Source organism: Glutamicibacter nicotianae (assembly GCF_016907615.1).
Taxonomy (GTDB): Bacteria; Actinomycetota; Actinomycetes; order Actinomycetales; family Micrococcaceae; genus Glutamicibacter; species Glutamicibacter nicotianae.
In genome coordinates, this window is the sequence record NZ_JAFBCH010000001.1 from 453,786 (window position 1) to 479,392 (window position 25,607).

Annotated in this window: 28 protein-coding genes, 4 tRNA genes and 2 pseudogenes; 20 read left to right on the plus strand and 14 right to left on the minus strand. The window is 61.5% G+C overall.

Features of this window, described 5'->3' with window-relative positions; all coding sequences use genetic code 11:
- The first annotated feature begins 23 nt into the window (after window positions 1-23).
- Together JOE62_RS02285 and JOE62_RS02290 are read left to right on the plus strand one after the other, a co-directional pair.
- On the plus strand, window positions 24-530 hold the full coding sequence (locus JOE62_RS02285) for a GNAT family N-acetyltransferase (RefSeq protein WP_223308856.1): 507 nt from the start codon (window positions 24-26) through the stop codon (window positions 528-530).
- Window positions 523-1,350, plus strand: coding sequence for a spermidine synthase (locus JOE62_RS02290; RefSeq protein WP_338085731.1), 828 nt, complete (start codon window positions 523-525; stop codon window positions 1,348-1,350). Before JOE62_RS02285 ends, JOE62_RS02290 begins: the two co-directional genes overlap by 8 nt.
- Here JOE62_RS02290 and JOE62_RS02295 read toward each other — a convergent pair.
- Together JOE62_RS02295 and JOE62_RS02300 are read right to left on the minus strand one after the other, a co-directional pair.
- Window positions 1,347-1,856 carry a DUF2087 domain-containing protein gene (locus JOE62_RS02295; RefSeq protein WP_204719996.1) on the minus strand — a complete coding sequence of 170 codons (510 nt, stop codon included), beginning with the start codon at window positions 1,854-1,856 and terminating at the stop codon, window positions 1,347-1,349. The genes JOE62_RS02290 and JOE62_RS02295 overlap by 4 nt on opposite strands.
- A gap of 92 nt (window positions 1,857-1,948) precedes the next feature.
- Entirely contained in the window at window positions 1,949-3,400 is a 1,452-nt protein-coding gene (locus JOE62_RS02300) for an NCS2 family permease (RefSeq protein WP_204719999.1), read from the minus strand.
- Window positions 3,401-3,569: 169 nt separating this feature from the next.
- Here JOE62_RS02300 and JOE62_RS02305 point away from each other — a divergent pair, with 169 nt between their 5' ends.
- Complete coding sequence (locus JOE62_RS02305; RefSeq protein ID WP_204720001.1) at window positions 3,570-4,547, plus strand: universal stress protein; 978 nt, start codon at window positions 3,570-3,572, stop codon at window positions 4,545-4,547.
- Window positions 4,548-4,624: 77 nt separating this feature from the next.
- Here JOE62_RS02305 and JOE62_RS02310 read toward each other — a convergent pair whose 3' ends face one another.
- Both JOE62_RS02310 and JOE62_RS02315 read right to left on the minus strand, forming a co-directional pair.
- The gene (locus JOE62_RS02310; RefSeq protein WP_204720003.1) at window positions 4,625-6,352 is read right to left on the minus strand and encodes an NlpC/P60 family protein; all 1,728 of its coding nucleotides are present in this window, start codon (window positions 6,350-6,352) and stop codon (window positions 4,625-4,627) included.
- Window positions 6,353-7,030: 678 nt separating this feature from the next.
- Window positions 7,031-7,402 (minus strand): metallopeptidase family protein, encoded by a 372-nt coding sequence (locus JOE62_RS02315; RefSeq protein ID WP_204720005.1) that lies wholly within the window; start codon window positions 7,400-7,402, stop codon window positions 7,031-7,033.
- A 138-nt stretch (window positions 7,403-7,540) separates the two neighbouring features.
- Between JOE62_RS02315 and JOE62_RS02320 the strand changes: the two genes are divergently transcribed.
- The 4 genes from JOE62_RS02320 to JOE62_RS02335 all read left to right on the plus strand — a co-directional run bounded on the left by JOE62_RS02320 (window position 7,541) and on the right by JOE62_RS02335 (window position 7,999).
- Window positions 7,541-7,613, plus strand: a tRNA-Glu gene (locus JOE62_RS02320).
- 55 nt (window positions 7,614-7,668) lie between these two features.
- Window positions 7,669-7,742 (plus strand) — tRNA-Asp (locus JOE62_RS02325).
- 49 nt (window positions 7,743-7,791) lie between these two features.
- Window positions 7,792-7,864: transfer RNA gene (locus JOE62_RS02330), tRNA-Phe, on the plus strand.
- Between the two features lie 61 nt (window positions 7,865-7,925).
- Window positions 7,926-7,999 (plus strand) — tRNA-Asp (locus tag JOE62_RS02335).
- Window positions 8,000-8,055: 56 nt separating this feature from the next.
- On the opposite strand, the gene JOE62_RS02340 is transcribed toward JOE62_RS02335, so the two are convergent.
- Together JOE62_RS02340 and JOE62_RS02345 are read right to left on the minus strand one after the other, a co-directional pair.
- Window positions 8,056-8,898, minus strand: coding sequence for a DUF8083 family protein (locus JOE62_RS02340; protein ID WP_204720007.1), 843 nt, complete (start codon window positions 8,896-8,898; stop codon window positions 8,056-8,058).
- Between the two features lie 14 nt (window positions 8,899-8,912).
- Window positions 8,913-9,713 carry an exodeoxyribonuclease III gene (locus tag JOE62_RS02345; RefSeq protein WP_204720009.1) on the minus strand — a complete coding sequence of 267 codons (801 nt, stop codon included), beginning with the start codon at window positions 9,711-9,713 and terminating at the stop codon, window positions 8,913-8,915.
- A 105-nt stretch (window positions 9,714-9,818) separates the two neighbouring features.
- On the opposite strand from JOE62_RS02345, the gene JOE62_RS02350 reads away from it, so the two are divergent.
- Together JOE62_RS02350 and mmsB are read left to right on the plus strand one after the other, a co-directional pair.
- A complete protein-coding gene (locus JOE62_RS02350) occupies window positions 9,819-10,871 on the plus strand; it encodes a 3-hydroxyisobutyryl-CoA hydrolase (RefSeq protein ID WP_204720011.1) in 1,053 nt (350 codons plus the stop codon).
- Window positions 10,868-11,764, plus strand: a complete 897-nt coding sequence (gene mmsB / locus JOE62_RS02355; protein WP_204720013.1) for a 3-hydroxyisobutyrate dehydrogenase — start codon at window positions 10,868-10,870, stop codon at window positions 11,762-11,764. The genes JOE62_RS02350 and mmsB overlap by 4 nt, the downstream gene beginning before the upstream one ends.
- Here the strand turns inward: mmsB and JOE62_RS02360 are convergent.
- Complete coding sequence (locus JOE62_RS02360) at window positions 11,759-12,262, minus strand: MarR family winged helix-turn-helix transcriptional regulator (RefSeq protein ID WP_066143502.1); 504 nt, start codon at window positions 12,260-12,262, stop codon at window positions 11,759-11,761. The genes mmsB and JOE62_RS02360 overlap by 6 nt on opposite strands.
- Window positions 12,263-12,334: 72 nt before the next feature.
- Between JOE62_RS02360 and JOE62_RS02365 the strand changes: the two genes are divergently transcribed.
- From JOE62_RS02365 to JOE62_RS02380, 4 genes are all read left to right on the plus strand, one after another.
- Window positions 12,335-13,477 (plus strand): acyl-CoA dehydrogenase family protein, encoded by a 1,143-nt coding sequence (locus JOE62_RS02365; protein WP_204720015.1) that lies wholly within the window; start codon window positions 12,335-12,337, stop codon window positions 13,475-13,477.
- Between the two features lie 116 nt (window positions 13,478-13,593).
- Window positions 13,594-13,797 carry a hypothetical protein gene (locus tag JOE62_RS02370; protein WP_204720017.1) on the plus strand — a complete coding sequence of 68 codons (204 nt, stop codon included), beginning with the start codon at window positions 13,594-13,596 and terminating at the stop codon, window positions 13,795-13,797.
- Window positions 13,794-14,234, plus strand: coding sequence for a hypothetical protein (locus JOE62_RS02375; protein ID WP_204720019.1), 441 nt, complete (start codon window positions 13,794-13,796; stop codon window positions 14,232-14,234). Before JOE62_RS02370 ends, JOE62_RS02375 begins: the two co-directional genes overlap by 4 nt.
- Window positions 14,231-14,530, plus strand: coding sequence for a transcriptional regulator (locus JOE62_RS02380; RefSeq protein WP_204720021.1), 300 nt, complete (start codon window positions 14,231-14,233; stop codon window positions 14,528-14,530). Before JOE62_RS02375 ends, JOE62_RS02380 begins: the two co-directional genes overlap by 4 nt.
- Before the next feature lie 3 nt (window positions 14,531-14,533).
- On the opposite strand, the gene nadE is transcribed toward JOE62_RS02380, so the two are convergent.
- Both nadE and JOE62_RS02390 read right to left on the minus strand, forming a co-directional pair.
- Complete coding sequence (gene nadE, locus JOE62_RS02385) at window positions 14,534-15,358, minus strand: NAD(+) synthase (protein ID WP_204720023.1); 825 nt, start codon at window positions 15,356-15,358, stop codon at window positions 14,534-14,536.
- A gap of 92 nt (window positions 15,359-15,450) precedes the next feature.
- A complete protein-coding gene (locus JOE62_RS02390) occupies window positions 15,451-15,888 on the minus strand; it encodes a MarR family winged helix-turn-helix transcriptional regulator (protein WP_038992004.1) in 438 nt (145 codons plus the stop codon).
- A 39-nt stretch (window positions 15,889-15,927) separates the two neighbouring features.
- Between JOE62_RS02390 and pyrE the strand changes: the two genes are divergently transcribed.
- Window positions 15,928-16,485 (plus strand): orotate phosphoribosyltransferase, encoded by a 558-nt coding sequence (gene pyrE, locus JOE62_RS02395; RefSeq protein WP_174787674.1) that lies wholly within the window; start codon window positions 15,928-15,930, stop codon window positions 16,483-16,485.
- A gap of 340 nt (window positions 16,486-16,825) precedes the next feature.
- On the opposite strand, the gene JOE62_RS02400 is transcribed toward pyrE, so the two are convergent.
- From JOE62_RS02400 to JOE62_RS02425, 5 genes and pseudogenes are all read right to left on the minus strand, one after another.
- The gene (locus tag JOE62_RS02400) at window positions 16,826-17,551 is read right to left on the minus strand and encodes an ABC transporter permease (RefSeq protein ID WP_204720025.1); all 726 of its coding nucleotides are present in this window, start codon (window positions 17,549-17,551) and stop codon (window positions 16,826-16,828) included.
- Complete coding sequence (locus tag JOE62_RS02405; RefSeq protein ID WP_204720027.1) at window positions 17,548-18,333, minus strand: ABC transporter ATP-binding protein; 786 nt, start codon at window positions 18,331-18,333, stop codon at window positions 17,548-17,550. The genes JOE62_RS02400 and JOE62_RS02405 overlap by 4 nt, the downstream gene beginning before the upstream one ends.
- Window positions 18,326-18,715, minus strand: a pseudogene (locus JOE62_RS16165) (TetR/AcrR family transcriptional regulator). Before JOE62_RS16165 ends, JOE62_RS02405 begins: the two are co-directional and overlap by 8 nt.
- Window positions 18,716-18,788: 73 nt before the next feature.
- Window positions 18,789-19,064 (minus strand): annotated as a pseudogene (locus tag JOE62_RS16715) (helix-turn-helix domain-containing protein); the annotation flags it as partial.
- A 13-nt stretch (window positions 19,065-19,077) separates the two neighbouring features.
- Window positions 19,078-19,920: an HAD-IIA family hydrolase gene (locus JOE62_RS02425; protein ID WP_204720033.1), complete on the minus strand. Its 843-nt coding sequence runs from the start codon at window positions 19,918-19,920 to the stop codon at window positions 19,078-19,080.
- A gap of 140 nt (window positions 19,921-20,060) precedes the next feature.
- Here JOE62_RS02425 and JOE62_RS02430 point away from each other — a divergent pair, with 140 nt between their 5' ends.
- The 6 genes from JOE62_RS02430 to JOE62_RS02455 all read left to right on the plus strand — a co-directional run bounded on the left by JOE62_RS02430 (window position 20,061) and on the right by JOE62_RS02455 (window position 25,594).
- Window positions 20,061-20,717, plus strand: coding sequence for a TrmH family RNA methyltransferase (locus JOE62_RS02430; RefSeq protein ID WP_128470782.1), 657 nt, complete (start codon window positions 20,061-20,063; stop codon window positions 20,715-20,717).
- A gap of 222 nt (window positions 20,718-20,939) precedes the next feature.
- Window positions 20,940-22,226, plus strand: coding sequence for a M23 family metallopeptidase (locus JOE62_RS02435; protein ID WP_204720035.1), 1,287 nt, complete (start codon window positions 20,940-20,942; stop codon window positions 22,224-22,226).
- Between the two features lie 196 nt (window positions 22,227-22,422).
- The gene (gene fbaA / locus JOE62_RS02440) at window positions 22,423-23,445 is read left to right on the plus strand and encodes a class II fructose-bisphosphate aldolase (RefSeq protein WP_204720037.1); all 1,023 of its coding nucleotides are present in this window, start codon (window positions 22,423-22,425) and stop codon (window positions 23,443-23,445) included.
- Window positions 23,446-23,447: 2 nt separating this feature from the next.
- Entirely contained in the window at window positions 23,448-23,864 is a 417-nt protein-coding gene (locus JOE62_RS02445; RefSeq protein ID WP_204720039.1) for a DUF3151 family protein, read from the plus strand.
- A gap of 243 nt (window positions 23,865-24,107) precedes the next feature.
- Complete coding sequence (locus JOE62_RS02450; RefSeq protein ID WP_204720041.1) at window positions 24,108-24,776, plus strand: DUF4956 domain-containing protein; 669 nt, start codon at window positions 24,108-24,110, stop codon at window positions 24,774-24,776.
- On the plus strand, window positions 24,776-25,594 hold the full coding sequence (locus JOE62_RS02455) for a polyphosphate polymerase domain-containing protein (RefSeq protein ID WP_204720043.1): 819 nt from the start codon (window positions 24,776-24,778) through the stop codon (window positions 25,592-25,594). Before JOE62_RS02450 ends, JOE62_RS02455 begins: the two co-directional genes overlap by 1 nt.
- Window positions 25,595-25,607: the final 13 nt, after the last annotated feature.

Sequence of the window (25,607 nt, forward strand, 5' to 3'; positions counted from 1 at the left end):
CGTAGGCTAGAGAAGTGCCGCAAATGAACGACTATCGAATCCGACTGGCTACTGAACAAGACGTCCGCCCCGCACTGCAGATGAAATTGCAAGCCTGGAGGGAAGCGTACGCCGAACTTCGAGATGAATCATTTTTCACCCACCATGAAGGCCAGCTCGATGGCCAGGTAGCCTGGTGGGAACGCGGGCTGGCATCCGGCGCGCAATTCTTCATCGCCGAAGACCGCGATGGACGCATCATCGGGCTAGCCGGCGGCACACCGGCCATCGACGAGGACAAGGACGCCGGGGTAGACATCGAATTGGGCATGCTCTATGTCCTGGCTGAGTATTACGGCACCGGGCTGGGCCAGCACCTCTTCGACGTGGTCCTGGGCGAGCGCGATGCGCTGGTCTGGGTCTTGCAGGGCAACGAGCGGGCCCTGGCCTTCTTCGCGAAGCAGGGATTCACCCCCGATGGAACCAGCGAAGCCCTGGCTGGCAGCTGGAAAGGCTTGATCGAGCAACGGATGGTGCGCGCACGTGGCTAGGGATACCAAGGAATCAATGCTCGGAGAATTTCCGATCGACACCGGTACGGCGGTGATCGAGGCCGATCCCTACGGTGCCAGCCGCTACATCCTGAAGGTCAACGGCGTGCCGTCCTCGCACGTGGATTTGGATGATCCGACCTATCTCGATTTCGAGTACATGCGCTGGATGGAACCGATCTTCACCATCGGTTTTCCTGCCGGACAATTTGATGGCCGCGCCCGCAAGCTGCGCGTGCTCCACCTCGGCGGAGGCGGCTGCTCCATGGCCCGCTGGGTTGCCGCCAGCTATGAAAACGCCCGCCAAGTCGTCGTGGAGCTGGATGCCAAGCTGGCGGAGCTGGTGCGCGTGAACTTCGAGGTGCCGCGTGCCCCGCTGGTGCGCCTGCGTGTGGGGGATGCGGCGCAGGTGCTGCCCACCTTGAGCGATGCGAGCCGCGATGTGATCATCCGCGATGTCTTTGCCGGCAGCACCACCCCGCGCGAGCTGACCACTGCCTCCTACGCCCGTGAAGCGCAGCGGGTGCTGGACGCCGGTGGCGTCTACATCATGAATTGCGGCGATACCGCGGACCTGGCCGGCGCCAAGGCGGAAGCCGCGACGCTGCTGGAGGTCTTCGAGCATGTGGCCATGGTCGCGGACCCGCCGATGCTCAAGGGCCGCCGCTACGGGAACATCGTGTTCCTGGCCAGCGACGAGCCGCTCAAGCTCGGCCCGGCCTTCGAGCGCAGCCTGCGGACCGCGCCGTTGCCCGCGCAGCTGGTTGCCGGCGAAGCCGTGCGCCGCTTCGCCACCGGCGCCGCGCCGATTGCCGGCTAGCTGACGGCGCCCATCCGATAGCCGGTGCCGTCGTCGGCGCGCTGCAGCAGGCCGTGGTCGACCATGTAGCGGCGCAGCAGCGCGACATCCGGGTGGAACACCCGCAGCCGTTCATTGAGCTGCTCTTCGCGCAGCTCTTCCGTATCGCCGATGACCGCGTTGCGCAGGTAGAGAACCACCTCGTGGCGGTCCACCGGCTTCGCCGGGAGGGATTGCAGCCGGTGCCCGTCGAAGAAGCGGCGGATCCCGCTGCGGTCGGTCTTCGCGGCCGAGGCTAACGACAATGTCTTCTCCAGCAGTTCATCATCCAGCGCCCAGTCGGAGCCGTCGTGGCGCAGCAGCCCGATGCTGGCCCAGCGCTCCAAGTCCTTGCGCTCGGACTTGCTGGCCGACTCGGGCAACCCCTGTCCGCTGAGCACCGTGCCGAGAAGCCGGCGCATCGAGGGGTTCTTCAAGCCTGCTGCCACCTGGATCCACTGCCCGGCGGTATTCTGCTGTTCGCTCATGAAGCCCATCCTAGCCATTTTCCGCCGGTGCGAGGGCAAAAAGGCGCCCCGCCATCGCAGTCGCGATGGCGGGGCGCCGAAGGGTTGCGGGGCTACTTGACCCCGGCCCACATTTCAATCAGCCCGATGCCGAAGAACAGCACGAAGGCCGCGGAAACAACCCACATCAATGGGTGGATTTCCTTGGCTCGTCCCTGGGTGGCCCGGATGAACACGTAGGAGATGAAGCCGGCGCCGATGCCATTGGCGATCGAGTAGGTGAACGGCATCAGGGTGAAGGTCAGGAAGGCCGGCAGCGCGATGCCCCAGTCGTTCCAGTCGATCTTGGATACCTGTGTGATCATCATGAAGCCGACGACCACCAGGGCCGGAGCCACGGCTTCGAAAGGCACCAGGTAGATCAGCGGGCTCAGGAACATCGCCACGATCATCAGCAGGCCGGTGACCACCGAGGCCAGACCGGTGCGGGCGCCCTCGCCGATGCCGGCGCCGGACTCCACGAAGATCTGCGCCGAGGAGCTGGAGGTGCCGCCGCCGACGATTGCGCCGGCCGCGTCGACCAGCAGGACCTTGTCCACATCGGGGATCTGCCCGTTCTCGTCCATGGAACCGGCTTCGGAAGCCAGACCCACCATGGTGCCCATGGCGTCGAAGAAGATCGAGAGCAGGATGACGAAGGCCAGCAGCGAGGCGGCGGTGACGCCGATCTTGCTGAAGGCGCCGAACACGCTGACCTGGCCGATCAGCGACAAATCCGGCAGGGTCCATTCAGGCAGCGACGGAACCACCAGCGACCAGGTGTTGGTTTCCATCGCGCCGATGTGGAAGACGGCTTCGAGGATGTTGGCGAGGATCGCGGAAACGACGATGCCGATCAGGATTGCGCCCTTGACCTTGCGCACCACCAGGGCCATGGTCAGCAGCAGGCCGACGACGAAGACCAGGATCGGCCAGCCCATCAGCTCGCCGTCGAAGCCCAGGCCCACCGGCACGGTGGTGTTCGCGGCATCCGGAAGGCGCTGGACGAATCCGGCATTGACCAGGCCGATCAGGGCGATGAACATGCCGATGCCCACCACGATCGCGGTCTTCAGCCCGGCGGGAACCGCGTTGAACACCGCGGTTCGGAATCCGGTAAGCACCAGGCCGAACATGACCACACCGGCAATGAGCACCAAGCCCATGACGTCGGCCCAGGCCAGTTCCGGGTTCGTGGCCACGGTGATGGCCACGAAGGCATTGACGCCCAAGCCGGTGGCCATGGCGAATGGGTGACGGGCCCAGATGCCCATCAGGATGGTCAGGATGCCGGCGACAAATGCGGTCACTGCGGCAACGCGCTGGATGCCCAACTCGCCGCCCGAGGAATCGGCACCGGAAAGAACCAGCGGGTTGAGGACGACGATGTAGCTCATCGCGAAGAAGGTGGCGATGCCGCCGCGAACTTCGGTGGAGAACGTTGAACGCCGTTCCGAAATCTTGAAATATCGGTCGATGCGTGCGCTTACAGCAGTCCCGGACGGGGATTTTGTTGAGGAGGGCATGGAAAAATTCTATGACGTTTCAGCCGCTGATTCATATCGATCCAGCTATTCAGTAGGCTGTACGCGAAAACTTTAGACCCAACTCACACCTGGAACTGTGGAAGCAAGTACATTGGTGGTAAGGGAAGTCACAACCCGTTGTATCTGAGGTATTTGAGGAGCGAGTCTGATGAGTGACGAAGCACCAGTAGCAGCAGAGAAGATCGAAGGAATTGTCGTTGGCGTAGACGGTTCCCAGCAGAGCAAATGCGCTTTGCGCTGGGCCGAACGCGAAGCGGTACGCCGCGGCAGCGTATTGAATATCGTGTCCGCCTATACCATCCCGGTGTTTGCCGCATCCTCCATGGACGCCGGCTACTCTACCCTGGACGACGATCTGATCCGCGGGGGTGCCGAGGACATTGTGCGCCAGGCCCGTGCAGAGCTCGAAGGCAGCACCGCGACCATCCGCACCTATATCGAGTCCGGGGACCCGTCGGGCGTGCTGCTGGATCTGAGCCAGGACGCGGAATTGGTAGTAGTCGGAACCCGCGGCCGCGGTGGCTTCGTGGGCCGCCTGCTCGGTTCGGTCTCCTCGGCGCTGCCAGCGCACTCCAAGTGCCCAACTGTCGTGGTTCCGCTGGCCATGGCCAAGGAGCAGGAGGAAGCCGGCGCCGCTGTCGCGGCGAACCGCAAATGCATCGTGGTCGGCGTCGACGGCTCGGACCGCGCCCGTTCTGCGGTGCTGGCGGCAGCGGAGGCGGCCATCGCCAGCGACCTGACGCTGCGGCTGATCTGCGCGGTGCCGCCGGTGGGAGCGGCGCTGGCCTGGATGCCGGCGACAGTGGACCAGGAAGCTGTGCTCGAAGACGTGCGCTACCAGATGAGCGTGGGCACCAAATGGCTCAAGTCGCATTATCCGACGGTAAAGATCGAAACCGATGTGGTCTCCGGGCCGCCGGTTGAGGTGCTGATCCGCGAGTCCGAGCATGCGGTGCTGACCGTGACCGGCTCTCGTGGCCGTGGCGGCTTTACCGGGATGCTGCTCGGCTCGACCTCGCAGGGCGTCTTGCACCACTCCAAGGGCCCGGTCATGGTTGTGCCGGACTCGGAAGATCCACGGCTGGAGAACCGCAAGGACTTCGACACCAGGGCGCAGGAGCAGTAGCCGCGCCGCAACAGCCAGCATGCACGAAGGCCGCGCACCCACCGGGTGCGCGGCCTTCGTGCTCGAGGGCAACCAGCTTAGTAGCGGGCTGCCTTCGGGTAGAGGTTGTTGACGTGGCTCAGCGGAGCCACCGAGATGCCGGCGCTCGGGTTGCGAGCGTGGACTACCTGGCCGTTGCCGATGTAGATGGCTACGTGGTAGAACGAGGATCCGCCGTTGGATGATGAGAACACCAGATCGCCTGGGCGCAGATTGCTCAGCGAGACGTACTGCGGGGCGCTGGCGAACTGCTGCGACGAGGTGCGTGGCAAGCTGATGCCGGACTTGCCGAAGGCGCGCTGCGAGAAGCTCGAGCAGTCGAAGGCATCCGGTCCGTTGGCGCCGTAGACGTAGTACTTGCTTGGATCATCTGCCGTCTTCAAGGCCCAGGAAATCGCTGCCGAGTAGTTGCTGGACTGCGGAGCAATCTCAGGCTTCGGCTCTGGCTTTGGTTCTGGCTTGGGGGTCGGCTTCGGGGTGACCTTGGGCTTCGGCTCCGGCTTCGGGGTGACCTTGGGCTTCGGCTCCGGCTTCGGGGTGACCTTGGGCTTTGGTTCCGGCTTCGGTTCGGCCTTTTTGGTTGGCTCTGGCTTCGGTTCGGCCTTTTTGGTTGGCTCTGGCTTCGGTTCGGCCTTTTTGGTTGGCTCTGGCTTCGGTTCGGCCTTTTTGGTTGGCTCTGGCTTCGGTTCGGCCTTTTTGGTTGGCTCTGGCTTCGGTTCGGCCTTTTTGGTTGGTTCCGGCTTCGGTTCGGCCTTCTTGGTTGGCTCTGGCTTTGGAGCTGCAGGTGGCTCGGTGGCTTCCGGTTCTTCTTCAACCTGCTCAGGCTCAGGCTCGACCGTTTCCTCTTCAGGTTCGGTCTGCTGCAGCTCACGCGGCTTTTCGATCGTGAGCGGCTGAATGGTGAAGATGTCCTTTTCGGAAACGTTAACGTTTTCCCCTTCGGCGATCACTTCCGCAAGAGCTTCTTCCTGCTTCTGCGCCTCGCGCTCTTCAACCGCCTGGCGGACCTCGGCTTCTTCCTTCTGCTTCAAGGTAGCAAGGTGGCCGATCAATTCATCGCGCAGCTGCTGCTCTGGTTCGATAGCCGCTTCGTAGGTTGCCAAGGTGCTGTTCGCGGTCGCTGCAGCGGCGTCATAGTTCGCTGCGGCTTCCTGCGCGGCATTCTGTGCCGCGTCGGCGTACTCCTGCCAAGCCGAAACGAGGCCCTCGGCCTCGGTGGCGGTGTTGACGGACTGAACCTTCTGTTCGCTCAATGCGTCGATGGTAGCGGCCTTGTAGAACAGGTCGCCTTCCTGGTTGTCATCAAGGAGCAGGCTCAGGGTTGAGGTGCCAGCGCCGTTGCGGTAGATATCTGAGGCGATAGCGCCCAGATCGTTGCGGCTCTGCTCCAAGTAAGTCTTTGCGTACTCAAGCTGTTCAACGGCCTTCTCAGCTGCAGTGGTGCGCAGATCGCGCTCTTCGCCGGCAGTAAGCAGGGATTCCTGGGCCTGAGCGGCTTCGGTTTCAACGCGCTGCAACTCGGCACGGCTGGAAGCAAGAGAAGCTTCGATTCGCGCGATCATCGCGTTAGTCGAAGCTTTGTCCTTCTTTGCTTCCTGGATTTCCGCGTCCGACGGCAGCGCAGAAGTGCTTGGTGCGGCAGCGATCGCCACAGACTGAGGGAGTGAAGCTGAAGTGGATGCGGAAGCGGGCAAAGCGCCTGCAAGGCAGGACACCGCTAGGGCCAGGGTGCTTGCAGCAACACCGAGCGTGTGGCGAGTAGCCATATCGTTCCTCACTAAAGTACATGGATGACGCGGAGTGCGTGAGTCGTGACTTTCAGCAATATGAAGGTCACGATTCGGATAAGACTCCAAATAGCACATTAGGCCAATTAAGACACGCTTGGCAACACTGTTCACATCAGTCACATGAATCCCATCCGTGTAATTCTCGGGCCTATTCGGCGGTGATCTGCACAGATAATGGTTTTTCGGGCCTGTGTGACTTATCGAGAGCAATTGGGAAATAACTAATAGATGCGTCTCGCTTCGTTACCAAGGGCTTACTTGCCATGAAGTTTGGGTAACGTGCGGGATCAATAGGTGCGGCTCAAAGCGTTGCCTTTAAAAGAGATCTTCTCTCGAAGTGCATGAAGATCCTTTACTGCCCTCCGGACTTGGCTGTGGCGGCAAGGGAAAGTGGCCATGCCAAGTTCTTCCGGCGGCAATTTCTCGTCTCGCCGAGTTAGGCCGGCGCGAGTGCGGCAGGTGCCGGCCTATTAAACACCACTTTGGTTATGGGCATCGCAATTGAGCCGCGTCGCCTTCCGGGTGGAGGATGTGCCCCAGCGGCTAGTTTCGATCGCTGGCCTGTGGCCCGGGTCTCTCTCAGCTGGAAACATGCCGCCGGAATCTAATTGTTTTGTGAGGCAGATCTCAAAAGAAGATTTCGCGATTTCGACGCTACGACCACCCTAATTCGTGTAATTTTGCATCGTCGATTCCGAAGTGGTGGGCCACTTCGTGCATCACCGTAATCCCGATTTCCCGCACTACTTCTTCACGTGTTTCGCAGGCTCGAAGCGTCGGATTCTTGAAGATCGTAATGCGATCCGGGAGTGCTCCGACGCCCCAATCCAGGTCCCGTTCCGTGAGTGCGACACCCTCGTATAACCCCAGAATCTCAGGGTTTTCCGGCTCTCCAGGGAGAGGCTCGTACTCGTCTTCAATGAAGAAGATGACGTTGTCCATCATTGCGAAGGCGGCCTCTGGAATCGCGTCGATAGCCTGTTCGACCAGGGCCTGGAATTCGTCGTCATCCATCTCGAAAAGCATGGTTCCAGACTATGCCTGTGCACCCGATTTGGCATGGGCAAAACCCGTCCAGGAGCCGATTTTGCAAAAGCAAAAAACACTGCGTATAGTTATTGGAGTCCGCTACGGAGAAGCAAGAAACCGAAGCGAACAACTTAGGCCCCCATCGTCTAGCGGCCTAGGACACTGCCCTTTCACGGCAGCGGCACGGGTTCGAATCCCGTTGGGGGTACAAGCAACCACTTAGTGGTTGCCAGATGGAGAAATCCATTGGCTTGCGAAAGCAAGGCCCTGTAGCGCAGTTGGTTAGCGCGCCGCCCTGTCACGGCGGAGGTCGCGGGTTCAAGTCCCGTCAGGGTCGCTCAATTTACTATTCCAATAGTAAATTTGGTGTCCACTTGGTGGTACCAGGCTCTGTAGCTCAGTTGGTAGAGCGTTCGACTGAAAATCGAAAGGTCACCGGATCGACGCCGGTCGGAGCCACGCAGGCCCTCGGTTCATCCCGGGGGTTTTACTGTGTGACTTGAATTTATTCAAAGCACCAGGCCCTGTAGCGCAGTTGGTTAGCGCGCCGCCCTGTCACGGCGGAGGTCGCGGGTTCAAGTCCCGTCAGGGTCGCATACTAAACAGAAGCTCCGGATTCCGGAGCTTTTGCTGTATCCGGGGACAGGGAGCTAGTTTGCGCGACCCAGATGCCGCGGGCCGATCCAGCGACTGCTCAGCCGGCGGTATGCCGCAGCGGCGCTCGTCAGGTCCTCGTCTTCCAATGCCTGAATACCGTGCATCAGATCATTCACGGATTCATCTGGCCACACAATTTCTGCCAGCAGTCCATAATCCAGTTCAATCACCGAGCGGCTGTCGAAAGTTTCCAGCCAGCCGCCCAGGCTGCCCAGCTCCTCGAAAAGCTGCGACTGCGGCGCATGGGTCGCCAGCGTCTGCACTGCCCAAGACAGGCGATTAATGGCCTGTTCGAAGGAGGCATACATGCGAACGGTCTTCAGCTGCTCATCGTTATGCACCAGTTCGTGCTCGTCGTCCTCGCGGAAGAGGGCGAACCAGCCCAGCGGGATGCCCCACGACGAGGTCCTCGTGTGCAGATGGGTCAGGTCTTTGGCCAGGCGGTCGGCATCAACGCGTTGGGCATTGGCCTGCCGCGCTGCCGGCGGCACCAGCAGGTCGAACACCTCGGTCCGCATGGCTTCTTCGGCTTGTTCGGCGGCGAGCAGGCTGCGTGCCTGTAGTTGTCCAGGGCAGTACCGGGTGTGCTCGGTGCCTTGGTAGTCCAAGGACTTCACGGTGCGGAAGAATTCCGGCTCGTCGTGCGGGAACGGGTCGGAGACGTTGCGCAGGGTGCGGCTCCAGAGCCGCTCGTTCTCGAAGGCGTCCCATTGCTCCCCGGTGCGCCGGGGAGTGCGCAAGATGATGGACTGGGCCCAATCCTCAAAGGCGTCCAGCGGCTCATAGACGCGAAGGTGCGCTGTGGCGGCGGTCAGCTCTGCGGCGGGCCCAGTCATCTTTGGTGTCATGACTAGTCGGCCAGCTCCACGATAACCGGGGCGTGGTCGCTGGCGCCCTTGCCCTTGCGTTCCTCGCGATCAATGCTCGCACCGATTACCCGTGCGGTGAGCGCCGGCGAAGTGAGCGAGAAATCGATGCGCATGCCTTCGCCCTTCGGGAAACGCAACTGCGTGTAGTCCCAGTAGGTGTATTGGCCTTCGGTATGCGGACGCACCACATCGGTGAAGCCGAGCTCCTCGAAGGCGGTGAAGGCGGCGCGCTCTGGCGCTGATACGTGGGTCATCTTGTTCTCGATGAAGAAGTCGATGTCCCAGACGTCTTCGTCCTTTGGCGCGATGTTCCAATCGCCCATCAAGGCAATCTGCGCCTCGGGATTCAGCTCCAGCCAGCCGGCGGATTCCTGCTTGAGCGCGTCCAGCCAGTTCAGCTTGTAGCCCATGTGCTCATCATCCAGCGCGCGTCCGTTCGGGACGTAAAGGCTCCAGATGCGTACCCCGCCGCAGGTTGCCGCGATGGCGCGAGGCTCTTGGATCGGGTTCTTTCCGGCCTTGCCGAACTCCGGCTGCCCAGGGAAGGTGCGTTCAACATCTTCGAGGCCAACGCGGGAGGCGATGGCAACGCCATTCCACTGGTTGACTCCGAAGTGCGCCACCTCGTAGTCGTTGTTCTCGAACAGTTCCCAGGGGAAATTGTCGTCTTTGCACTTAGTTTCCTGGATAGCCAGGACATCTACATCGGTGCGTCGCAGCCAATCCTCAACACGGTCGGCGCGGGCTCGCAGGGAGTTCACATTCCAGGTTGCAATCTTCACTAGTTCAACCTATCAAGTTTGCTGTCCTGTGCCACTTCAATTTAGTTGGAAGTCCGAGTATATTCGACACTAGTAGGTGACCTCAATCACTCAAAGGAGAGGCTGTTGCCTGAGATTCTGACCGAACGCCGGGGACACCTGGGGCTCATAACGCTGAACCGGCCCAAGGCACTGAATGCGCTCACCACGGACATGTGCCGGGAATTCCTCGATGCCCTGCTCCAGTGGCGCAATGACCCGGAGATCGCCCAAGTAGCGGTCGTCGGCGCCGGGGAGCGCGGCCTGTGCGCCGGAGGGGATATCGTGGCGATCTACCGGGACATCCTGGACCGCAGTGGCGCTTCGGCCGACTTCTGGCGCATCGAATACCAGCTCAATGTCCTGATCGACGAGTACCCCAAGCCGTACATTGCGCTCATGAACGGAATTGTCCTTGGCGGCGGCATCGGCATTTCGGCGCACGGCAGCCATCGCATTGTTACCGAAGCCAGCCGGTGCGGCATGCCGGAAGTCGGCATCGGATTCTTCCCTGACGTGGGTGGAACGCATTTGCTGGCGCGTGCGCCGCATGCCGCCGGGCGCTTGGCGGCATTGACCGGAATGAAATTCGGCGCCGCCGACACCATCTCCTTGGGCCTGGCCGACTCCTATGTGCCGCAGGAGAAGATCCCCGACTTGCTCGCCGCGCTGGAAACCCGGCCCGCCGCGGCAGTGCTGGCCGACTATGCGCAGAGCCCGGAGCCGGGATTCCTGCACGAAGAATGGGTGCAGTCCTTTGGCGAAGAAAGCATCCCAGCGGTAGTGCATGCACTGGAGCACAACAACTCCCCGCAAGCCCAGGAAGCGCTGAAGGCCCTGGTAGCTGCCTGCCCAAGCTCGGTACGACTAGTCGAAGAACTCATTCGCCTGGCTGGAACCGATTTGAGAACGGATCTGCAGCGGGAATACCGGGCCGCCGTGCATCGGCTCGACGACCCGGATTTCGCCGAGGGCATTCGCGCCGCAGTGGTCGACAAGGACCGCAATCCGCAATGGACCGAAACGGTCCCCGGACAAACTGCGGCCCAACGCACGCAAAGGCACCTGGCACCCTTGCCGGGAGCAGAACTGACTTTCGCACTGCTCGCTGAAGATCTAGAGGAAAAGAGCCACTCATGAGCGTCAAGCCAGTCATCGGATTCCTCGGCATGGGCCATATGGGACTGCCCATGGCCATCAATCTGCACAAGGCCGGCTACCGGATCAAGGGCTTCGACGTGATTCCTGCAGCGGTGCAGGCCGCCGGGGAAGCAGGCATAGCCACTGTGGCGACCGGCGCAGAAGCAGCCACTGATGTCGATATCGTCATCACCATGTTCCCCTCGGGAAAGCACGTGCTCGATGCCTACCGTGAATACCTGCTGGAGAGCGCCAAGCCCAATACGCTCTTCCTGGAGTGCTCCACCATCGATGTAGCGCAGGCCCGTGAAGCGGCGCAGCTAGCGGTTGACGCGGGGCATCGCAGTGCCGATGCCCCGGTTTCCGGAGGCGTCGTCGGGGCGGAAGCGGGGACCCTGACCTTCATGCTCGGTGCGCAGCCCGAGGATCTCGAGGAGATCACCGGCGTGCTTGAGCATATGGGCAAGCGCATCGTGCATTGCGGCGGATACGGCGCCGGCCAGGCCGCGAAGGTCTGCAACAACATGCTGCTGGGCATCTCGATGATTGGCGCTGCCGAGGCGTTCGTGCTGGGAGAACGGCTGGGCCTGGAGCACCAGGCGCTGTTCGATGTCATTTCCTCGGCCTCGGGACAGTGCTGGTCGGTGACGACCAATTGCCCTGTGCCTGGGCCGGTGCCAGCTTCTCCAGCTAATCGCGATTATCAGCCGGGGTTCGCCGCCGCATTGATGGCCAAGGACCTGGGCCTGGCGGCCAGTGCGCTGGAGCATACGACGACCGATGCCCAGCTCGGCTCCCTTGCCGCGGCGCTGTACCGCAAATTCAGCGATGAAGGCAATGCGGGCACCGACTTCTCCGGGATCATCAATGCGATCCGCGACGGCTCGCTATAGGAAGTCCCCGGAGGCCTTGCGGAAGCGGGCCAGGATCTCGAAGATTTCGGTTGCGTCGGTGCCCGAAAGATTGCTTCGGGCGAAGAGCTTTTCGTTCAGGTCGTCACGGGCCGCGGGCAGCACCTGCTGGCCTGCGGCCGTGAGCTCCAATAGCCGGGTGCGGCCATCGGTTGGGTGCGGGATGCGCCGCACCAAGCCGGTGGCTTCCAGCCGGTCTACCGAATTGGTCAGGCTGGTTGCGTGAACCTGCAGGAGCTGGCTGGCCTGGCTCATGGGCAGGGAACCGCGCTTCGAGAAGCCGAGCAGGGCTAGTACTTCGAATCTCGCAAACGTCAGCCCATGCGGCTTGAGGATGGCGTCGGCCCGCTGCAAGTAGATCGATGCTGTGCGCATCACCGCGGTAATCGCGGCCATGGAGTCGGCCTCGGCTGACCACCCGTGGGAAATCCACTGTTCCCTGGCTTGCGCGATTGGATCGCGCGGCAGCGGAGAAGTCATTTGCATACCCCCAAAAGAAGACTTAGTCCAACAATATACTTGGACTTCCTAGGGTTTGGAAGGAATCCCCGAATGGACCTCTTGAATATGGCCGGACAACTGGAGGAAGCTGAACGGCAGCGGCTGCGTGAAATCAGCCAGGCGGCGCAGAGCGAGGTGCGCCGCCAGTCGATTGGCTACTGGAACCGCGAAGAATTTCCCGCCGAGCTGATCGGCAAGCTGGCTGAATTGGGACTGGGTGGTTTGCAGCTGGAGGACAGCTCTCATCTGCTGCGCGGGCTCATTCACGCTGAACTCGCCCGGGCCGATATTTCAACCTCATCAGTGGTCGGCATCCATAACGAACTGGTGCTCGGGATGATCCACGAACTGGGGTCGGAGCAGCAGCGGGCGCTGTGGCAGGACAAGCTCGCCGGGTTCGAAGCCTTCGGCGCATTTGCGCTGACCGAACCGGAGCATGGGTCGGATATCGCCGGAGGCATAGGCACCACCGCGCACCGCGTCGGGGACGAGTACCTCATTAACGGCGCCAAGCGCTGGATCGGCATGGGTACGCTGAGCGATTTCGCGCTGGTCTGGGCCAAGGACGAGGAGACTGCGCAGATCGGGGCGTACCTCGTTGAATCGGACCGTCCTGGATGCAGCGCCACCAAGATTGAAAACAAGATCGGGCTGCGCGGCATGCAGAATGCGGATATCCGGCTGGAGAATGTGCGGATTCCAGTAGCGAACAAGTTGCCCGGGGCCACCAGCTTCGCCGCCGCAAACCAGCTGCTGATGCAATCGCGCGCTTGGGTGGGATGGCAGGCTGCCGGCGCGATGATGGCCACGCTCGACATCTGCAAGGCCTACGCCACGCAGCGCCAGCAGTTCGGCAAGCCGTTGGCCGCCTTCCAGCTGATTCAGCAGCCGCTGGCCGAAATCGCAGGCAATCTGGGCGCCTGCCTCTCCATGATGTGCGAGATTGCCCGCAAGCAAGAGCGTGGAAAACTGCGCATGGAGGATGCTGCCATGGCGAAGTCGACTGCCACCCGCCTGGCAAGGGAGTCGGCCGCGTTAGGCCGGGCGATGCTTGGCGGCAATGGCGTGGTGAGCGATTTCGAAATGGCCAAGGTCTTCTGCGATGTCGAAATTCTCCATACCTATGAAGGCACCTATGAGATCAACTCGCTGATCGTCGGGCGCGCGCTGACCGGAGTGAGCGCCTTCGTGTAGCCGGCTCCAGCGTCCTTCAAGATTTTCCTTTCCAATCCATAACAAGTACTTTCCTAAATGGAAAGTACTTGTTATGGTTTAGGAACAAGGAAGATCGAAGTCAAAGGAGCAGGACAATGAAGATTCCATTCAGCACTTGGTACACCGTCATCATCGTTTCGACAGGCCTGGCCTTCGCGGCAATGGCCTTGACCTCCTATGCCACGGGCAACAACTCGCTGCTCTTCATCGGCATGGGCTTCTTCATGGCCCTTTGCATGACCATGACTTCCATCCATGCCCAACGTCAGCAGAAGGCCCGCAAGGCGGCCATCAAATGAGCTCCGACAAGGAAATGACTCCCCAAGAGCAACTCGCCGCCCTGGGGATGGCGCAACAGGGAATGCAGCGGGCTGCCGGATACGGTGCCAAATTGCTGGGCACCTATTGCATCATCCTGGGGGTCCTCATGGGCGGGCTGGCGGCGCTGCTGCAGCTCTATCGCCCCGACGAGAATTTCACCGGCTTCATCGTCATCATGGTTTTGTTTGCCATAGCCGTCATAGCTATTTCCTTGGCCTACGGGAAGCTCTACCGCTCGCTGCCGCGCGGGCATTCAAAAATGTACCTCCGGGGATTTACTATCAGCATGGTGCTTTACGCGGTGGCAGTTGCGTTGCTCGGAGCCGGATCCATGGGCTGGGGCGTCATCGCGTTGATCTGGATCATCGTTGCCGCACCGTTGTCGCTGACCGGAATTGCGATGGTGCGCAAGTGAGTTCCCATGCCCGTGAACGGCTCAATGACGATTTCTCCAACCCGGTGCGGCTTTCGCTAATGGGTTCCCTGCACGCAGTAGACGAAGCTGACTTCAAATCCTTGAAGGAAGCCATCGGCATTTCGGATTCGGTGCTGTCGAGGCATTTGAGCGCACTGGAGGCCGGAGGGTACGTGCAGATCAAGAAGGGGTACGTGGGCAAAAGGCCCCGCACCTGGGCGAAGCTGACTTCGTCCGGGCAGGAGGCCTTTGCGCAACATGTCCAGGCGCTGAAGGAAATTACCGGATTGGGATAACTGCTAGGCGCGCCACCACTTGTCCCAGTAGGTGGCAGGCACGGTGCGCTTATGCCGTGATCCCAGGAAGCGCCGCTCGATGGCTTCGGCAGCGGACGGATCGATCTCTCGGCCCTCGAGGTAATCGTCAATCTGCGGATAGGTCAGGCCGAGCTCGTCTTCATCTGCGCGCAGGGGCTGGCTCTCCAGCAGATCCGCGGTCGGCTCCTTGGCCCACAGCAGCTCAGGGGCCTGCAGCTCGCGCAGCAGCGCCTGGTTCTGGCGCTTGTTCAGCCCGGCCAAGGGCAGCAGATCCGCTGCACCGTCGCCGAACTTGGTGAAGAAGCCGGTGACCGACTCGGCCGCGTGGTCAGTGCCCAGGACCAGCATCCCGCGGTCGCCGGCCATGGCATACTGCGTCAGCATTCGGGAGCGGGCCTTGAGGTTGCCGCGGTTGAAATCGCTCAGCGCCGGGTGCCCTGCATCAGCCAGGGCCTCGTCGAAGGCGGCGACCGGCTTCTGGATGTTCACCTCGAACTGCTCGTCGGCAGCCACGAAATCCATGGCGGCTTGAGCATCGGCAGCATCCTTCTGCACGCCATGCGGCAGGCGCACCGACACGAAGCGGGCCTCCCCGCCGGCAACTCGCACCTCTTCAACTGCCAGCTGGGCCAGACGGCCAGCCAGCGTCGAATCGATGCCGCCGGAAATACCCAGCACGAATCCCTTCGCACCGGTGGCGGACAGATAGTCCTTGAGGAAGTCGATGCGCCGGCGGATCTCGCCGGCCGGGTCGATTTCCGGGCGCACGCCCAGCTCTTCAATGATCTTTGCTTGCAGTTCACGCATGCTTCTAATCCTAGGCATGAGCCATCCCCGTGCGGTACCGCTGCACCGGCTGGGAACGAAAGTTAATCTGTTCTCAACAAATCCCGGCGGGGCTATGCTGATTCCCGGTCGGGATCCCAGCCCAGGTTCCGGGCGATCTTCTCCAGGGTTTCAACCACAGCGTCATATTCGGAACCATCCAGGTCCTGGCCGAACTGGGTGCGGATCTTCTCCACCAGCTCGCTGAGCTTGAGCAGCGAAGTGTGCCCACGCTCGGTGATGGAATATTCGCCGTTCACTGCCGTAACCCAACCTGATTCGATCAGCTCGGCAAGGTGTTCCCGCAATGATTGCGGTTCATCCGGGGAGGCGAAGAATGGGGAAAGCCCGGCGTCCAGCTGCGCCTCGGTGGCAGGCTGCTGCTCCAGCAGGTTGAGCACCTGCCATTGCCTGCGCGTCACACCGTGTTCTTCCAGAGTCGCTGCAAACTGCTCGTCAATCAGCGAATCCACCAATTTCAACCAGTAACCCAAGGGGCGTTTTGCGTTCATGAAAACAGCCTAGCCATGATGCCGACTAGAATCGAGGGTATGAGCGAAACCAGCGCGCGTGAGCGACTAAAAGAACTGATCCAAGAACTAGCCATTGTGCGCGGCAAGGTCACCTTGTCCTCGGGCAAGGAAGCCGATTACTACATCGATCTGCGCCGTGTCACCCTGCATCAGGAAGCATCCGGACTCGTTGGCGAAGTCATGCTTGACCTGCTGGACGAGGCCAAGTTGGAATTCACCAATGTCGGCGGCCTGACCATGGGCGCCGACCCGGTAGGCACCGCCATCATGCACACCGCACGTGCCAAGCAGCGCGCCATCGATGCATTCGTGGTCCGCAAGGCGCAGAAGTCCTACGGCATGGGCCGCCAGGTCGAGGGGCCAAGCGTCGAGGGCCGCGATGTCATCGTGCTTGAGGATACTTCCACCACTGGCGGCTCCGCGCTGACCGCTGTAGAAGGTGTGCGCAAGGCAGGCGGCAACGTCATTGCCGTGGCAGTGATCGTTGACCGCGACACCGGAGCCAAGGAACGCATCGAAGAAGAAGCCGGCGTCCCCTACCTGTTCGCCTACGGCAAGGACGAGCTGGGCCTGTAGCCAGCGAGTTTCCCCTGATTTCCGGCGGCGGGCCGGGCTTGCCCCAACAATGGCAGCCCGGCCCGTGGTGATTTAACACCCTTAGTGTTTGGCCAGCTATGGTCTTCGCCTGGAACATCGCGCGAAATCCGCCATGAATCCCCATATCCACAGCGGGCTCTTGGCCCTGTTGCGACGACTGAGCGCCGGGCAATGCGAAGTTGTCGTGAGCTGGTGAATTCAATTGGCAGGCGATCGCCTCGGCACTGGAAAACTCAAAATAGGCATCTCATCAGAAATGCGGTCGGAACTAGTGGGACTCTATTGCGCTCGGATTTGCGCTCGCCGGTGCCAATAAGTCCTATGCGGTCCTGCGGCGCAGCGTCAGGGAACCGACCAGCAGCGCTGCGGCGATCCAGGTGACGATGACCAGCATGCTGCCTGCCGTCGCGGAATGCACTGTTCCCGCCGCGACATCTGAGAGGGCGTCGATGGCGTGGGACAGCGGAAGCCAGTCTCCAATGGCTTCCAACACCCCGGGCAGCTGGTCGCGGGGCAGGATGATGCCGGCCAGCAGGAACTGCGGTATGACCAGTGCAGGCATGAACTGGACAACTTGGAATTCGGTGCGCGCGAAGGCGCTGGCCATCAACCCGAGGCTGATGCCCAGCAGCGCGTCGAGGGCTGCCACGGCAAACAGCAGCCAGAAGCTGCCCTCGATTTCCAAGCCGCAAACCCAAATGGCGAAAACGACCGCGATCATCGTCTGGAGGATCGCAACCAGGGTGAAGGCCAGCGCATAGCCGAAGATGAACTCGCCCTTGGCCAGCGGCATGCTCAGCAGGCGCTCGAGGGTTCCGCTGCGCCGCTCGCGCAGGGTCGAGATGCTGGTGACCAGGAACATCACCACGAACGGGAACAATGCGATCATTGCCGGGCCGATGCGGCTGAAGGCCGGGGTGTCGGTGAAGATCCAGGCGATCAGGCCGATCAGCAGGCTGGGCACGATGAGCATCAAGGCGATGGTCCGCGGATCGTGGCGCACCTGGGCCAAGACCCGACCGGTGGTGGCGAGTGTGCGTTTCATGGCTGCGTCCCTTCTGCCGAGGCCCGATGCTTCGGAGCAGATGCATTGCGGCTTGGCAGCTGCGCGGCGCCGCCTGCCGCGATCAGCGCAACGAAAGCATCTTCGGGATTCTGCGCACCGGTCGATTCCATCAACGCTTCCGGGGTCATCTGGCCGAGCAGTTTCCCCTCGCGCAACAGCAGTACTTCATCGCACCGCATGGCTTCGTCCATGACATGGCTGGAGACGACAAGGCAAAGGCCGGTGGCCGCCAGTCGCGAGAACATCGCCCACAAATCCGCCCGCAGGACAGGGTCCAAGCCCACCGTGGGTTCATCCAGGATGACAATGTCGGGCGAGCCGAGCAATGCGATGGCCAAGGACACGCGATTGCGCTGCCCGCCGGATAGATCCATGGCTAGCCGGTCGGACTGATCCGTGAGGTCCGTGGTTTCCATGACCCGCTCCACTTCGGCTGCCCGCTGCCCGAGGATCTTGGCGAAATAGGCGATGTTCTGCTTGACGCTCAAATCGTCATAGACGCTGGCGGCCTGGGTCATGTAGCCGACCCGATGGCGCAGGGATTTGTGCCCGGCGGGCTGTCCTAGAACGGTGACAGTTCCGCCGCTGATGATCTGGTTGCCCACGATGCTGCGTAGCAGGGTGCTCTTGCCGCTGCCGCTGGGTCCGAGCAAGCCGATGATCCGTCCCGGCGCCAGTTGGAAGCCCACCTGGTCCAGGACCAATGCCCTTCCGCGTCGGACCTCGAGCCGTTCCACATCGACACAAGCCTTTTTATTCATCGCATAATGAATTAGAGACCTCCGCCAACAGCATGTCAATGGTCCAGTGCAGGCAATTCCCGGTGAGGTAGCGCTGGATGGCGGGAGCTACCAGCTCGATCACCTGCTCGTCATCCATGGAGGCCAAAGGCTCAAAGTCAATGATGTAGCGGGTGACAATGAGCCCAATGATCTGGCTGGCGACCAGGGTCACCCGGGGTTCGGCGCTTTCTTCGGGCAAACGCGAACCCTAGCGCGAGAAGATCTCCTTCTGCAGGAAGGGGCGGAGGATCTTCGTCGCGCTGCTGCTGGAAATCAGCCCCCGGATTATGGCCGTTGCCGCAGTGCGGAAGGCGGGCTTGCGCCAGGTGGTGAGCAAGGCGCGAACCAGCGCCTCGCCCATCTGCTCCAGCGGCGCCCTGGGCGATGATTTCCCCTGGATTGACGCGGATATGCATGGTCTGGACGAACAGATCGTCCTTGTCCTTGAAGTAGTGGTGCACCAGCGCAGGATCCACCCCGGCCCGGCGCGCTACCGAACGGAGGCTGGCTGCCTCGTATCCGGCATGGGAAAATTCCTTGGAGGCGGCCCTGAGGATCGCCGCTTTGGTTGTCCCCGTGGTGCTGCCCTTGGGCCGCCCGCGCTTCCGCGCATCCGGGACCTCGTTCGGTGCTTGCTCGCTCACGGTTTCAGCATACGTCCGGAACCGTGCGCCAACGCAGAGAGGCCGGGCAAAAGCCCGGCCTCTCATGGATCAGCGAGTGCTACTTCTTGGAAGCGGACGCTTCCGATGCTGCGGAGTCCTTGGCGAGTTCGGCATGCAGGTTCGCCACGGAAGGGAACTGAAGGTCCGGGCGGAACGGGAAGGTATCCATGTCTTCCCGGGTGGTGATGCCGGTGTACACCAATGCCGTCAGGAGTCCGGCTTCCATGCCCGCAACGATATCGGTGTCCATGCGGTCGCCGATCATCGCGGTGGTCTCCGAGTGCGCATCGATCCGGTTCAAGGCGGAGCGGAACATCATCGGGTTCGGCTTGCCCACCACGTACGGGTCGCGGTTGGTTGCACGCGAGATCAGGGCCGCGATGGCGCCGGTGGCCGGCATGATGCCCTCGGTGGAGGGGCCGGTGGCGTCCGGATTCGTGGCGATGAACTTCGCCCCGCCTTCGATCAGCCGGATGGCCTTGGTGATGGCTTCAAAAGAGTAAGTGCGGGTTTCGCCCAGAACCACGTAGTCAGGGTTCTGATCGGTCATGATGAAACCTGCGTCGTGCAGTGCGGTGGTCAGGCCGGCTTCGCCGATGACGAAGGTGCGGCCACCTGGACGCTGGCGAGCCAGGAACTCGGCGGTGGCCATCGCGGAGGTCCAGATGTTCTCCTCCGGGACGTCCAGGCCCGAGGCCAGCAAGCGGGCGCGCAAATCGCGCGGGGTGAAGATGGAGTTGTTGGTCAGCACCAGGAAGCGCAGGTTGTTTTTGCGCCAGTAGCCCAGCAGCTCGGCGGCGCCCTTGATGGCCTGGTTCTCGTGCACCAATACGCCGTCCATGTCGGTGAGCCAGCATTTGATGTCGTGGACGGTACGTGTACCGCGGATTGAAGTTGTCACGAGGCGTGGATCCTCCCTAAGAAAGTATGTGGTGGGAGCTATCGGCACTGAAAGTATCCCGTATCTATTAAGAGATTACACAGGCTCACGCAAATGCGCCGTGAACAAGGGCACGAACATAACGAACTAGGCTTAATGCTGTGAACGAAGAAACGCATGAACCAGTGAATGATCCCGGTGCGCAGCATGTCATCGGTGTGGGCCCCTGGGAAGGGGAGCTGCCTACCGACGGAAGATACGATCCTCAGCTGCTTGCCGAGGGCGACCGGCGCAACGTCGCGGACAAATACCGCTACTGGAAGATGGACGCCATCATTGCTGATCTTGACGAACGCCGCCACGATTTCCATATCGCGATTGAAAACTGGCAGCACGATATGAACATCGGCACTGTGGTGCGCAGCGCTAATGCCTTCTTGGCCAAGGAAGTCCATATCATCGGCCGCCGCCGCTGGAATCGGCGAGGCGCCATGGTCACGGATCGTTACCAGCATGTACGCCACCATGCAACGGTGGAGGAGTTCGTTGCCTGGGCCGAAGGTGAAGGGCTGACCATTCTGGGCATCGATATCTTCCCGGATTCCGTTCCATTGGAAACCTACGATCTTCCGAAGAACTGCGTGCTGGTCTTCGGGCAAGAAGGTCCCGGACTCAGCCCGGAAGTCCATGCCGCAGCCAAGGACACCTTGTCCATCGAGCAGTTCGGGTCGACTCGTTCAATCAATGCGGCTTCCGCCGCCGGGATTGCCATGCACGCATGGGTGCGCAGGCACGTGTTCGGGCAAAAAGTAGGGTAACTGGAAATTTAATACTGGCGAGTTTAGTCGAGCATCTGGATTAGTTACCATTTTCGGCCTACGCTAGATTTTGGTTATGAAAACGTGATCTGGGAGAGGGCGGTCGTGAAACGACGTCATCAAGTGAACCACGACTTGTTGTTGCCGGGTTTGCCGCGACGCAGGAAACCATTGGTTATATGGTCGACTTCTATAGTCGCTGCGCTCGGGCTGACAGGAGCCTTGGCGATCCCAATCATGGCGCAGGTCGGAGATGCCAGGCAGGGAAATATCCCCGTAGGCATAGATGCTGTCGCTGATCCGTCGATGTTCAACGGGCCCGTCTATGTCAGCGCCGACGCTCCACTGAACGCCTTCGGCGGTTCCGGCAAGGAACTGGCAATTGACGGACGTCCAGTGGGCATGATCGATGGCGCTGATGCTGAATCCGAAGCATCCGGCGATGACAACGAATCCTCCGCATTGCTCGCCGGCATGGTCGGTGAACTGGGCAAGCTGCCCGGTGACCTGCAGCTGATGCACCCGGTCAAGACGCGCAAGATTTCCAGCCCCTACGGCTGGCGTGCCAACCCAACCGGTCCGGGCAACCAGATCCACATCGGCCAGGACTACCCGATTGCCTGCGGCTCGCCCGTTTACGCTTCCGAGGCTGGAACGGTCACCGTATCCTCATGGGCAGGCCACTCAGGCATGCGTGTGACCATTGATCACGGCAGCAATGTCCAGACTGGCTACAGCCACAATTCAAAGTTGATTGCCAAGGTGGGGCAGCGGGTCGAACAGGGGGAGCTGATTGCCTTGGCTGGCACTACCGGCAACTCGACCGGTTGCCATGTGCACTTCGAGGTCATCATCGATGGCCGTTGGCACGATCCGCGCAACTACCTGCCAACCATTCCTGGACAGCGTCAGGCAATGATTAATTCGCAGCGCCTGACGGTCAACGCCGGCACCGCTCCGAAGGGCAACGGCTCCCAGACGCCAGATCGCGCTCCAAGCGGCCCGGATCCAGATGTGATCGTTCCCGAGGACGATACTCCAGTCATTCCTCGGCCGAAACCGACCCCATCGGAAACGAAGCGCCCGTCGCCAAGCGAGAGCGAATCCCCAAGCGGTTCGCAGTCGCCAGTTGGCTCGCAGAGCCCTGACGGTTCGGAAAGCCCGGATAGCTCCAAGAGCCCGGACGAGTCGACAAGTCCCAGCGAGTCGCAGAGCCCAGAGGGTTCGACGAGCCCGGACGGGAGCTCGCCAACGGCGCCTGCCCCGACTTCTCCTGCACCCACTGAGGAAACGCCGGTCGACGAAACCCCAACGAAGTCCGAGGACGAAGCAGTTACGGATTCCCCAACGAATCCAGCTCCTGAGACTGAAGCGGATTCCTCGAAGTCGACGTCAACCGGAAGCGAAACTCCGAATGCGTCCACGAGCTCGGCGCCAGCTCCAAGCACAACTGGCACCACGCAGGTGGCTCCATCGGGAAGCAGTTCCCAGAGCGCAACAAACGAATAAAGAACGCAATAAGCCAACGGCCAACCGTCATGAGACTAGTTCTCGTCTGGGTTGGCCGTTCGCTTTGCCGTAAACCTCGGAAATCCCCGTGTCATGATCTGAGATTTAGGACTCAGCCAGTGCCATAGCCGATAGGATGGATGGCGAACCGCCGTCAATGGAGACGCGTAACCTCGCTAATCACCAGGAGTGAAGCATGCCTATCGCAACCCCCGATAAGTACAATGCAATGATCGATGCTGCCAAGGCAGGCGGCTACGCCTTCCCAGCAGTGAACGTGACCAGCTCGCAGACTTTGAACGCCGCAATCCGCGGTTTCGCAGAGGCTGAATCCGACGGCATCATCCAGGTCTCCACCGGCGGCGCCGCATACTGGTCGGGTGCGTCCATCAAGGACATGGTTGCCGGCTCGCTGGGCTTCGCGGCCTTCGCCCGCCAGATTGCCAAGAACTACGGCGTGAACATCGCGCTGCACACCGACCACTGCCCAGCCGACAAGCTGGAGGGTTTCGTGCTGCCGCTGCTGGCCGCTTCGGAAGCCGAAGTTGCCGCAGGCCGCGATCCATTCTTCAACTCCCACATGTGGGATGGTTCGGCTGAAACCCTCGAAGAGAACCTGCGCATTGCCGCAGAACTGCTGCCGCGCACCCATGCCGCCAAGCAGATCCTCGAGGTCGAGATCGGCACCGTGGGCGGCGAGGAAGACGGCGTGGAAAACGCCATTAACGACAAGCTCTACACCACAGTCGAAGACGCTCTGGCCACCATTGAGGCCCTGGGCTCCGGCGAGAAGGGCCGCTACATCACCGCGCTGACCTTCGGCAACGTGCACGGCGTGTACAAGCCGGGCAACGTGAAGCTGCGCCCTGAGATCCTGAAGGACATCCAGGCACAGGTCGGCGCCAAGATCGGCAAGGACAACCCATTCGACCTGGTGTTCCACGGCGGCTCGGGCTCCTCGGAGCAGGAAATCGCCGATGCGGTCTCCTACGGCGTAATCAAGATGAATATCGATACCGATACCCAGTACGCCTTCACCCGCCCAGTGGCCGGCCACATGTTCTCCAACTACGACGGCGTGCTGAAGGTCGACGGCGAAGTTGGCAACAAGAAGATCTATGACCCACGCGTCTGGGGCGCCAAGGCTGAGGAATCCATGGCCGCACGCATCGTCGAAGCTGCCCAGCAGCTCGGCTCGGCCGGAAAGTCGCTGAAGTAATCGTGGTCGGAGAGAACCTGCTGGGAATCCCGGAAACCCTGCTTCCGGAAGAAACCGCAGTGCTGGCACGCCACGAAGCCGGGGACGAAGCCGCGGACTTGGCGGCAAAATTCCCTTCCTCGTCACTGGCTTGGGCACTGCTTGCCAACGAAGCGCATAACGAAGGCCGCATCGTGGAGTCCTATGCGTTCGCACGCGTGGGCTACCACCGCGGCCTGGACTCGCTGCGCAAGGCCGGCTGGCGCGGACAGGGCCCGGTGCCTTGGCGCCACGAGCCGAACCGCGGCTTCCTGCGCTCGCTGTACGCGCTGGGCCGGGCGGCTGCCGCCATCGGCGAGACCGAGGAAGTCGAGCGCATCGGCAAGTTCCTGAACGACTCGGATGCTACCGCCAAGGCTGAAATCGAAGCCGGCAAGTAGCCAATTCCGCAACACCGCTCGGCGGCTCTTCCCGCAAGGAGAAGAGCCGCCGAGCGGTATTTAACGCAGGCTTCCAACCCTGTGAAGGTCTCGTCCTCTCGTTCAACAAACAGCAAACCGTCAGGTCGTGACTCATTAAGAAACATGAGGGCGTTCTCATGTTGTTCTACTTTTGGACTCATCTAGTTCACCTAGAGTTCATTTCGAAGAGATCATCACCTCACGTCTTCGAAAGGGAGAGCAATGTTGTCATTCTGGATGGGACTGGGCTCCAACATCATCGGCATTACGGTTCTCGTGTACTTCGTATACTTCCGCCGCCACTTCCGCCGCGACCTCGTGCTGGCCTACATCGCCTTGAGCATGGGCATCTTCGCAGTCACCTTGCTGCTCTCGGGCAGCGGTGCGGGCATGGGACTGGGCCTCGGCCTCTTCGGCATCCTCTCGATCATCCGTCTTCGGTCGGACACCCTGACCCAGGAAGAAGTGGCCTACTACTTCATCTCGCTGGCCATCGGCTTGGTCAACGGCCTGCACCCGGAACCTGCATGGCTGGCTCCGGCAGCGACCGCGGCCCTGGTTCTGGTGATGTTCCTTGCCGACCACCCGAGCTTCGCCCCGCGCACCGAACGCCAGACCGTGACCCTGGAACGCGCCTACCCGAAGAAGGCCGACATGCAGGCCGCGCTTGAAGAACTGCTGGATGCCAAGGTGCTGCGAACCGTGGTTGTCGAGCTGGACATGGTGCGCGACCTGACCATCGTCGATGTCCGCTTCCGCACCAACGCCGCCGGCAGCAAGCCTGCGTCCAAGGCCAGCGCCTCCGAGAGCTTCTCCGGCACCTATGAACTGGCCAACAGCCAGACCGCCCCGGCCACGCAGAACGGAGCGAAGCAGGGGTCGTGGTCCTGATGACTGCCCTTGCCGACAAGCGTGTGGACCTCGCCTCCTCCCAAGCCAGGGTCGCTCTGGAGGCAGCCGTCATCGGCCGGGAGCCAATCAGCCTCGAAGATGTGATCTCCGAAGCCGCGCTGCAGACCCGCGTGGACAAGAAGTTCCTGCTGACCCCGGAGGAATTCACCGCGCTATCCGAGCGCTTGGGCGACCAGTTCAAGATCATGCAGATCGACGGCCTGCGCACCTTCCGCTACGAATCGGTGTATTTCGACACCGAGGACTACGACCAGTACCGCGCCCACCGCCAGGGCCGGCGCCGGCGCTACAAGGTGCGCTCGCGAACCTATGCGGACACCGGGCTGTCGATGTTCGAGATCAAGACCAAGGGGCTGCGTGGCGCCACGGTGAAGCACCGCGTAGAGCAGGACCTGGGCACCGCTGGCGAACTGACCGAGGAAAACCTGGAATTCCTCGAATCGGTGCTGCGCAGCGAGTACGGGCAGGAAGCACCCCAATTGCAGCCGGTCCTGGACAGCGCCTACCGCCGCGCTACGTTCGTGAACCCGATCGATGGTGAACGGCTGACCTGCGACGTCGAGCTGGAATACGCCCATGGCGAGGCGAAAGTCGACGGGCCGGACCTGATTGTCGTGGAAACCAAGTCAGCCGACGGCCGCGGCGTTTCGGACCAGGCCCTGGCAGAGCTGGGCATCCGTGAGGTGTCGATGTCCAAGTACTGCATCGGCATTGCGCTGCTGAACCCGCGGCTGCCGGCCAACCGCTGGAGCCGGCTGCTGCAGCAGAGCTTCGTCCCGGATCCGACGCTGCGCTAGGGCCATCAGCGGA

What these genes read in the sequence shown, in the direction of transcription:
- JOE62_RS02340 (WP_204720007.1), bottom strand. Translation starts at nt 8,898, where the DNA reads ATGACTGGGCCCGCCGCAGAGCTGACCGCCGCCACAGCGCACCTTCGC.
- JOE62_RS02405 (WP_204720027.1), bottom strand. Translation starts at nt 18,333, where the DNA reads ATGAATAAAAAGGCTTGTGTCGATGTGGAACGGCTCGAGGTCCGACGC.
- pyrE (WP_174787674.1), top strand. Translation starts at nt 15,928, where the DNA reads ATGAGCGAAACCAGCGCGCGTGAGCGACTAAAAGAACTGATCCAAGAA.
- JOE62_RS02315 (WP_204720005.1), bottom strand. Translation starts at nt 7,402, where the DNA reads ATGCTTTTCGAGATGGATGACGACGAATTCCAGGCCCTGGTCGAACAG.
- JOE62_RS02365 (WP_204720015.1), top strand. Translation starts at nt 12,335, where the DNA reads ATGGACCTCTTGAATATGGCCGGACAACTGGAGGAAGCTGAACGGCAG.
- JOE62_RS02370 (WP_204720017.1), top strand. Translation starts at nt 13,594, where the DNA reads ATGAAGATTCCATTCAGCACTTGGTACACCGTCATCATCGTTTCGACA.
- JOE62_RS02455 (WP_204720043.1), top strand. Translation starts at nt 24,776, where the DNA reads ATGACTGCCCTTGCCGACAAGCGTGTGGACCTCGCCTCCTCCCAAGCC.
- JOE62_RS02300 (WP_204719999.1), bottom strand. Translation starts at nt 3,400, where the DNA reads ATGCCCTCCTCAACAAAATCCCCGTCCGGGACTGCTGTAAGCGCACGC.
- fbaA (WP_204720037.1), top strand. Translation starts at nt 22,423, where the DNA reads ATGCCTATCGCAACCCCCGATAAGTACAATGCAATGATCGATGCTGCC.
- JOE62_RS02400 (WP_204720025.1), bottom strand. Translation starts at nt 17,551, where the DNA reads ATGAAACGCACACTCGCCACCACCGGTCGGGTCTTGGCCCAGGTGCGC.
- nadE (WP_204720023.1), bottom strand. Translation starts at nt 15,358, where the DNA reads ATGCGTGAACTGCAAGCAAAGATCATTGAAGAGCTGGGCGTGCGCCCG.
- JOE62_RS02450 (WP_204720041.1), top strand. Translation starts at nt 24,108, where the DNA reads ATGTTGTCATTCTGGATGGGACTGGGCTCCAACATCATCGGCATTACG.
- JOE62_RS02305 (WP_204720001.1), top strand. Translation starts at nt 3,570, where the DNA reads ATGAGTGACGAAGCACCAGTAGCAGCAGAGAAGATCGAAGGAATTGTC.
- JOE62_RS02295 (WP_204719996.1), bottom strand. Translation starts at nt 1,856, where the DNA reads ATGAGCGAACAGCAGAATACCGCCGGGCAGTGGATCCAGGTGGCAGCA.
- JOE62_RS02310 (WP_204720003.1), bottom strand. Translation starts at nt 6,352, where the DNA reads ATGGCTACTCGCCACACGCTCGGTGTTGCTGCAAGCACCCTGGCCCTA.
- mmsB (WP_204720013.1), top strand. Translation starts at nt 10,868, where the DNA reads ATGAGCGTCAAGCCAGTCATCGGATTCCTCGGCATGGGCCATATGGGA.
- JOE62_RS02375 (WP_204720019.1), top strand. Translation starts at nt 13,794, where the DNA reads ATGAGCTCCGACAAGGAAATGACTCCCCAAGAGCAACTCGCCGCCCTG.
- JOE62_RS02360 (WP_066143502.1), bottom strand. Translation starts at nt 12,262, where the DNA reads ATGACTTCTCCGCTGCCGCGCGATCCAATCGCGCAAGCCAGGGAACAG.
- JOE62_RS02285 (WP_223308856.1), top strand. Translation starts at nt 24, where the DNA reads ATGAACGACTATCGAATCCGACTGGCTACTGAACAAGACGTCCGCCCC.
- JOE62_RS02390 (WP_038992004.1), bottom strand. Translation starts at nt 15,888, where the DNA reads ATGAACGCAAAACGCCCCTTGGGTTACTGGTTGAAATTGGTGGATTCG.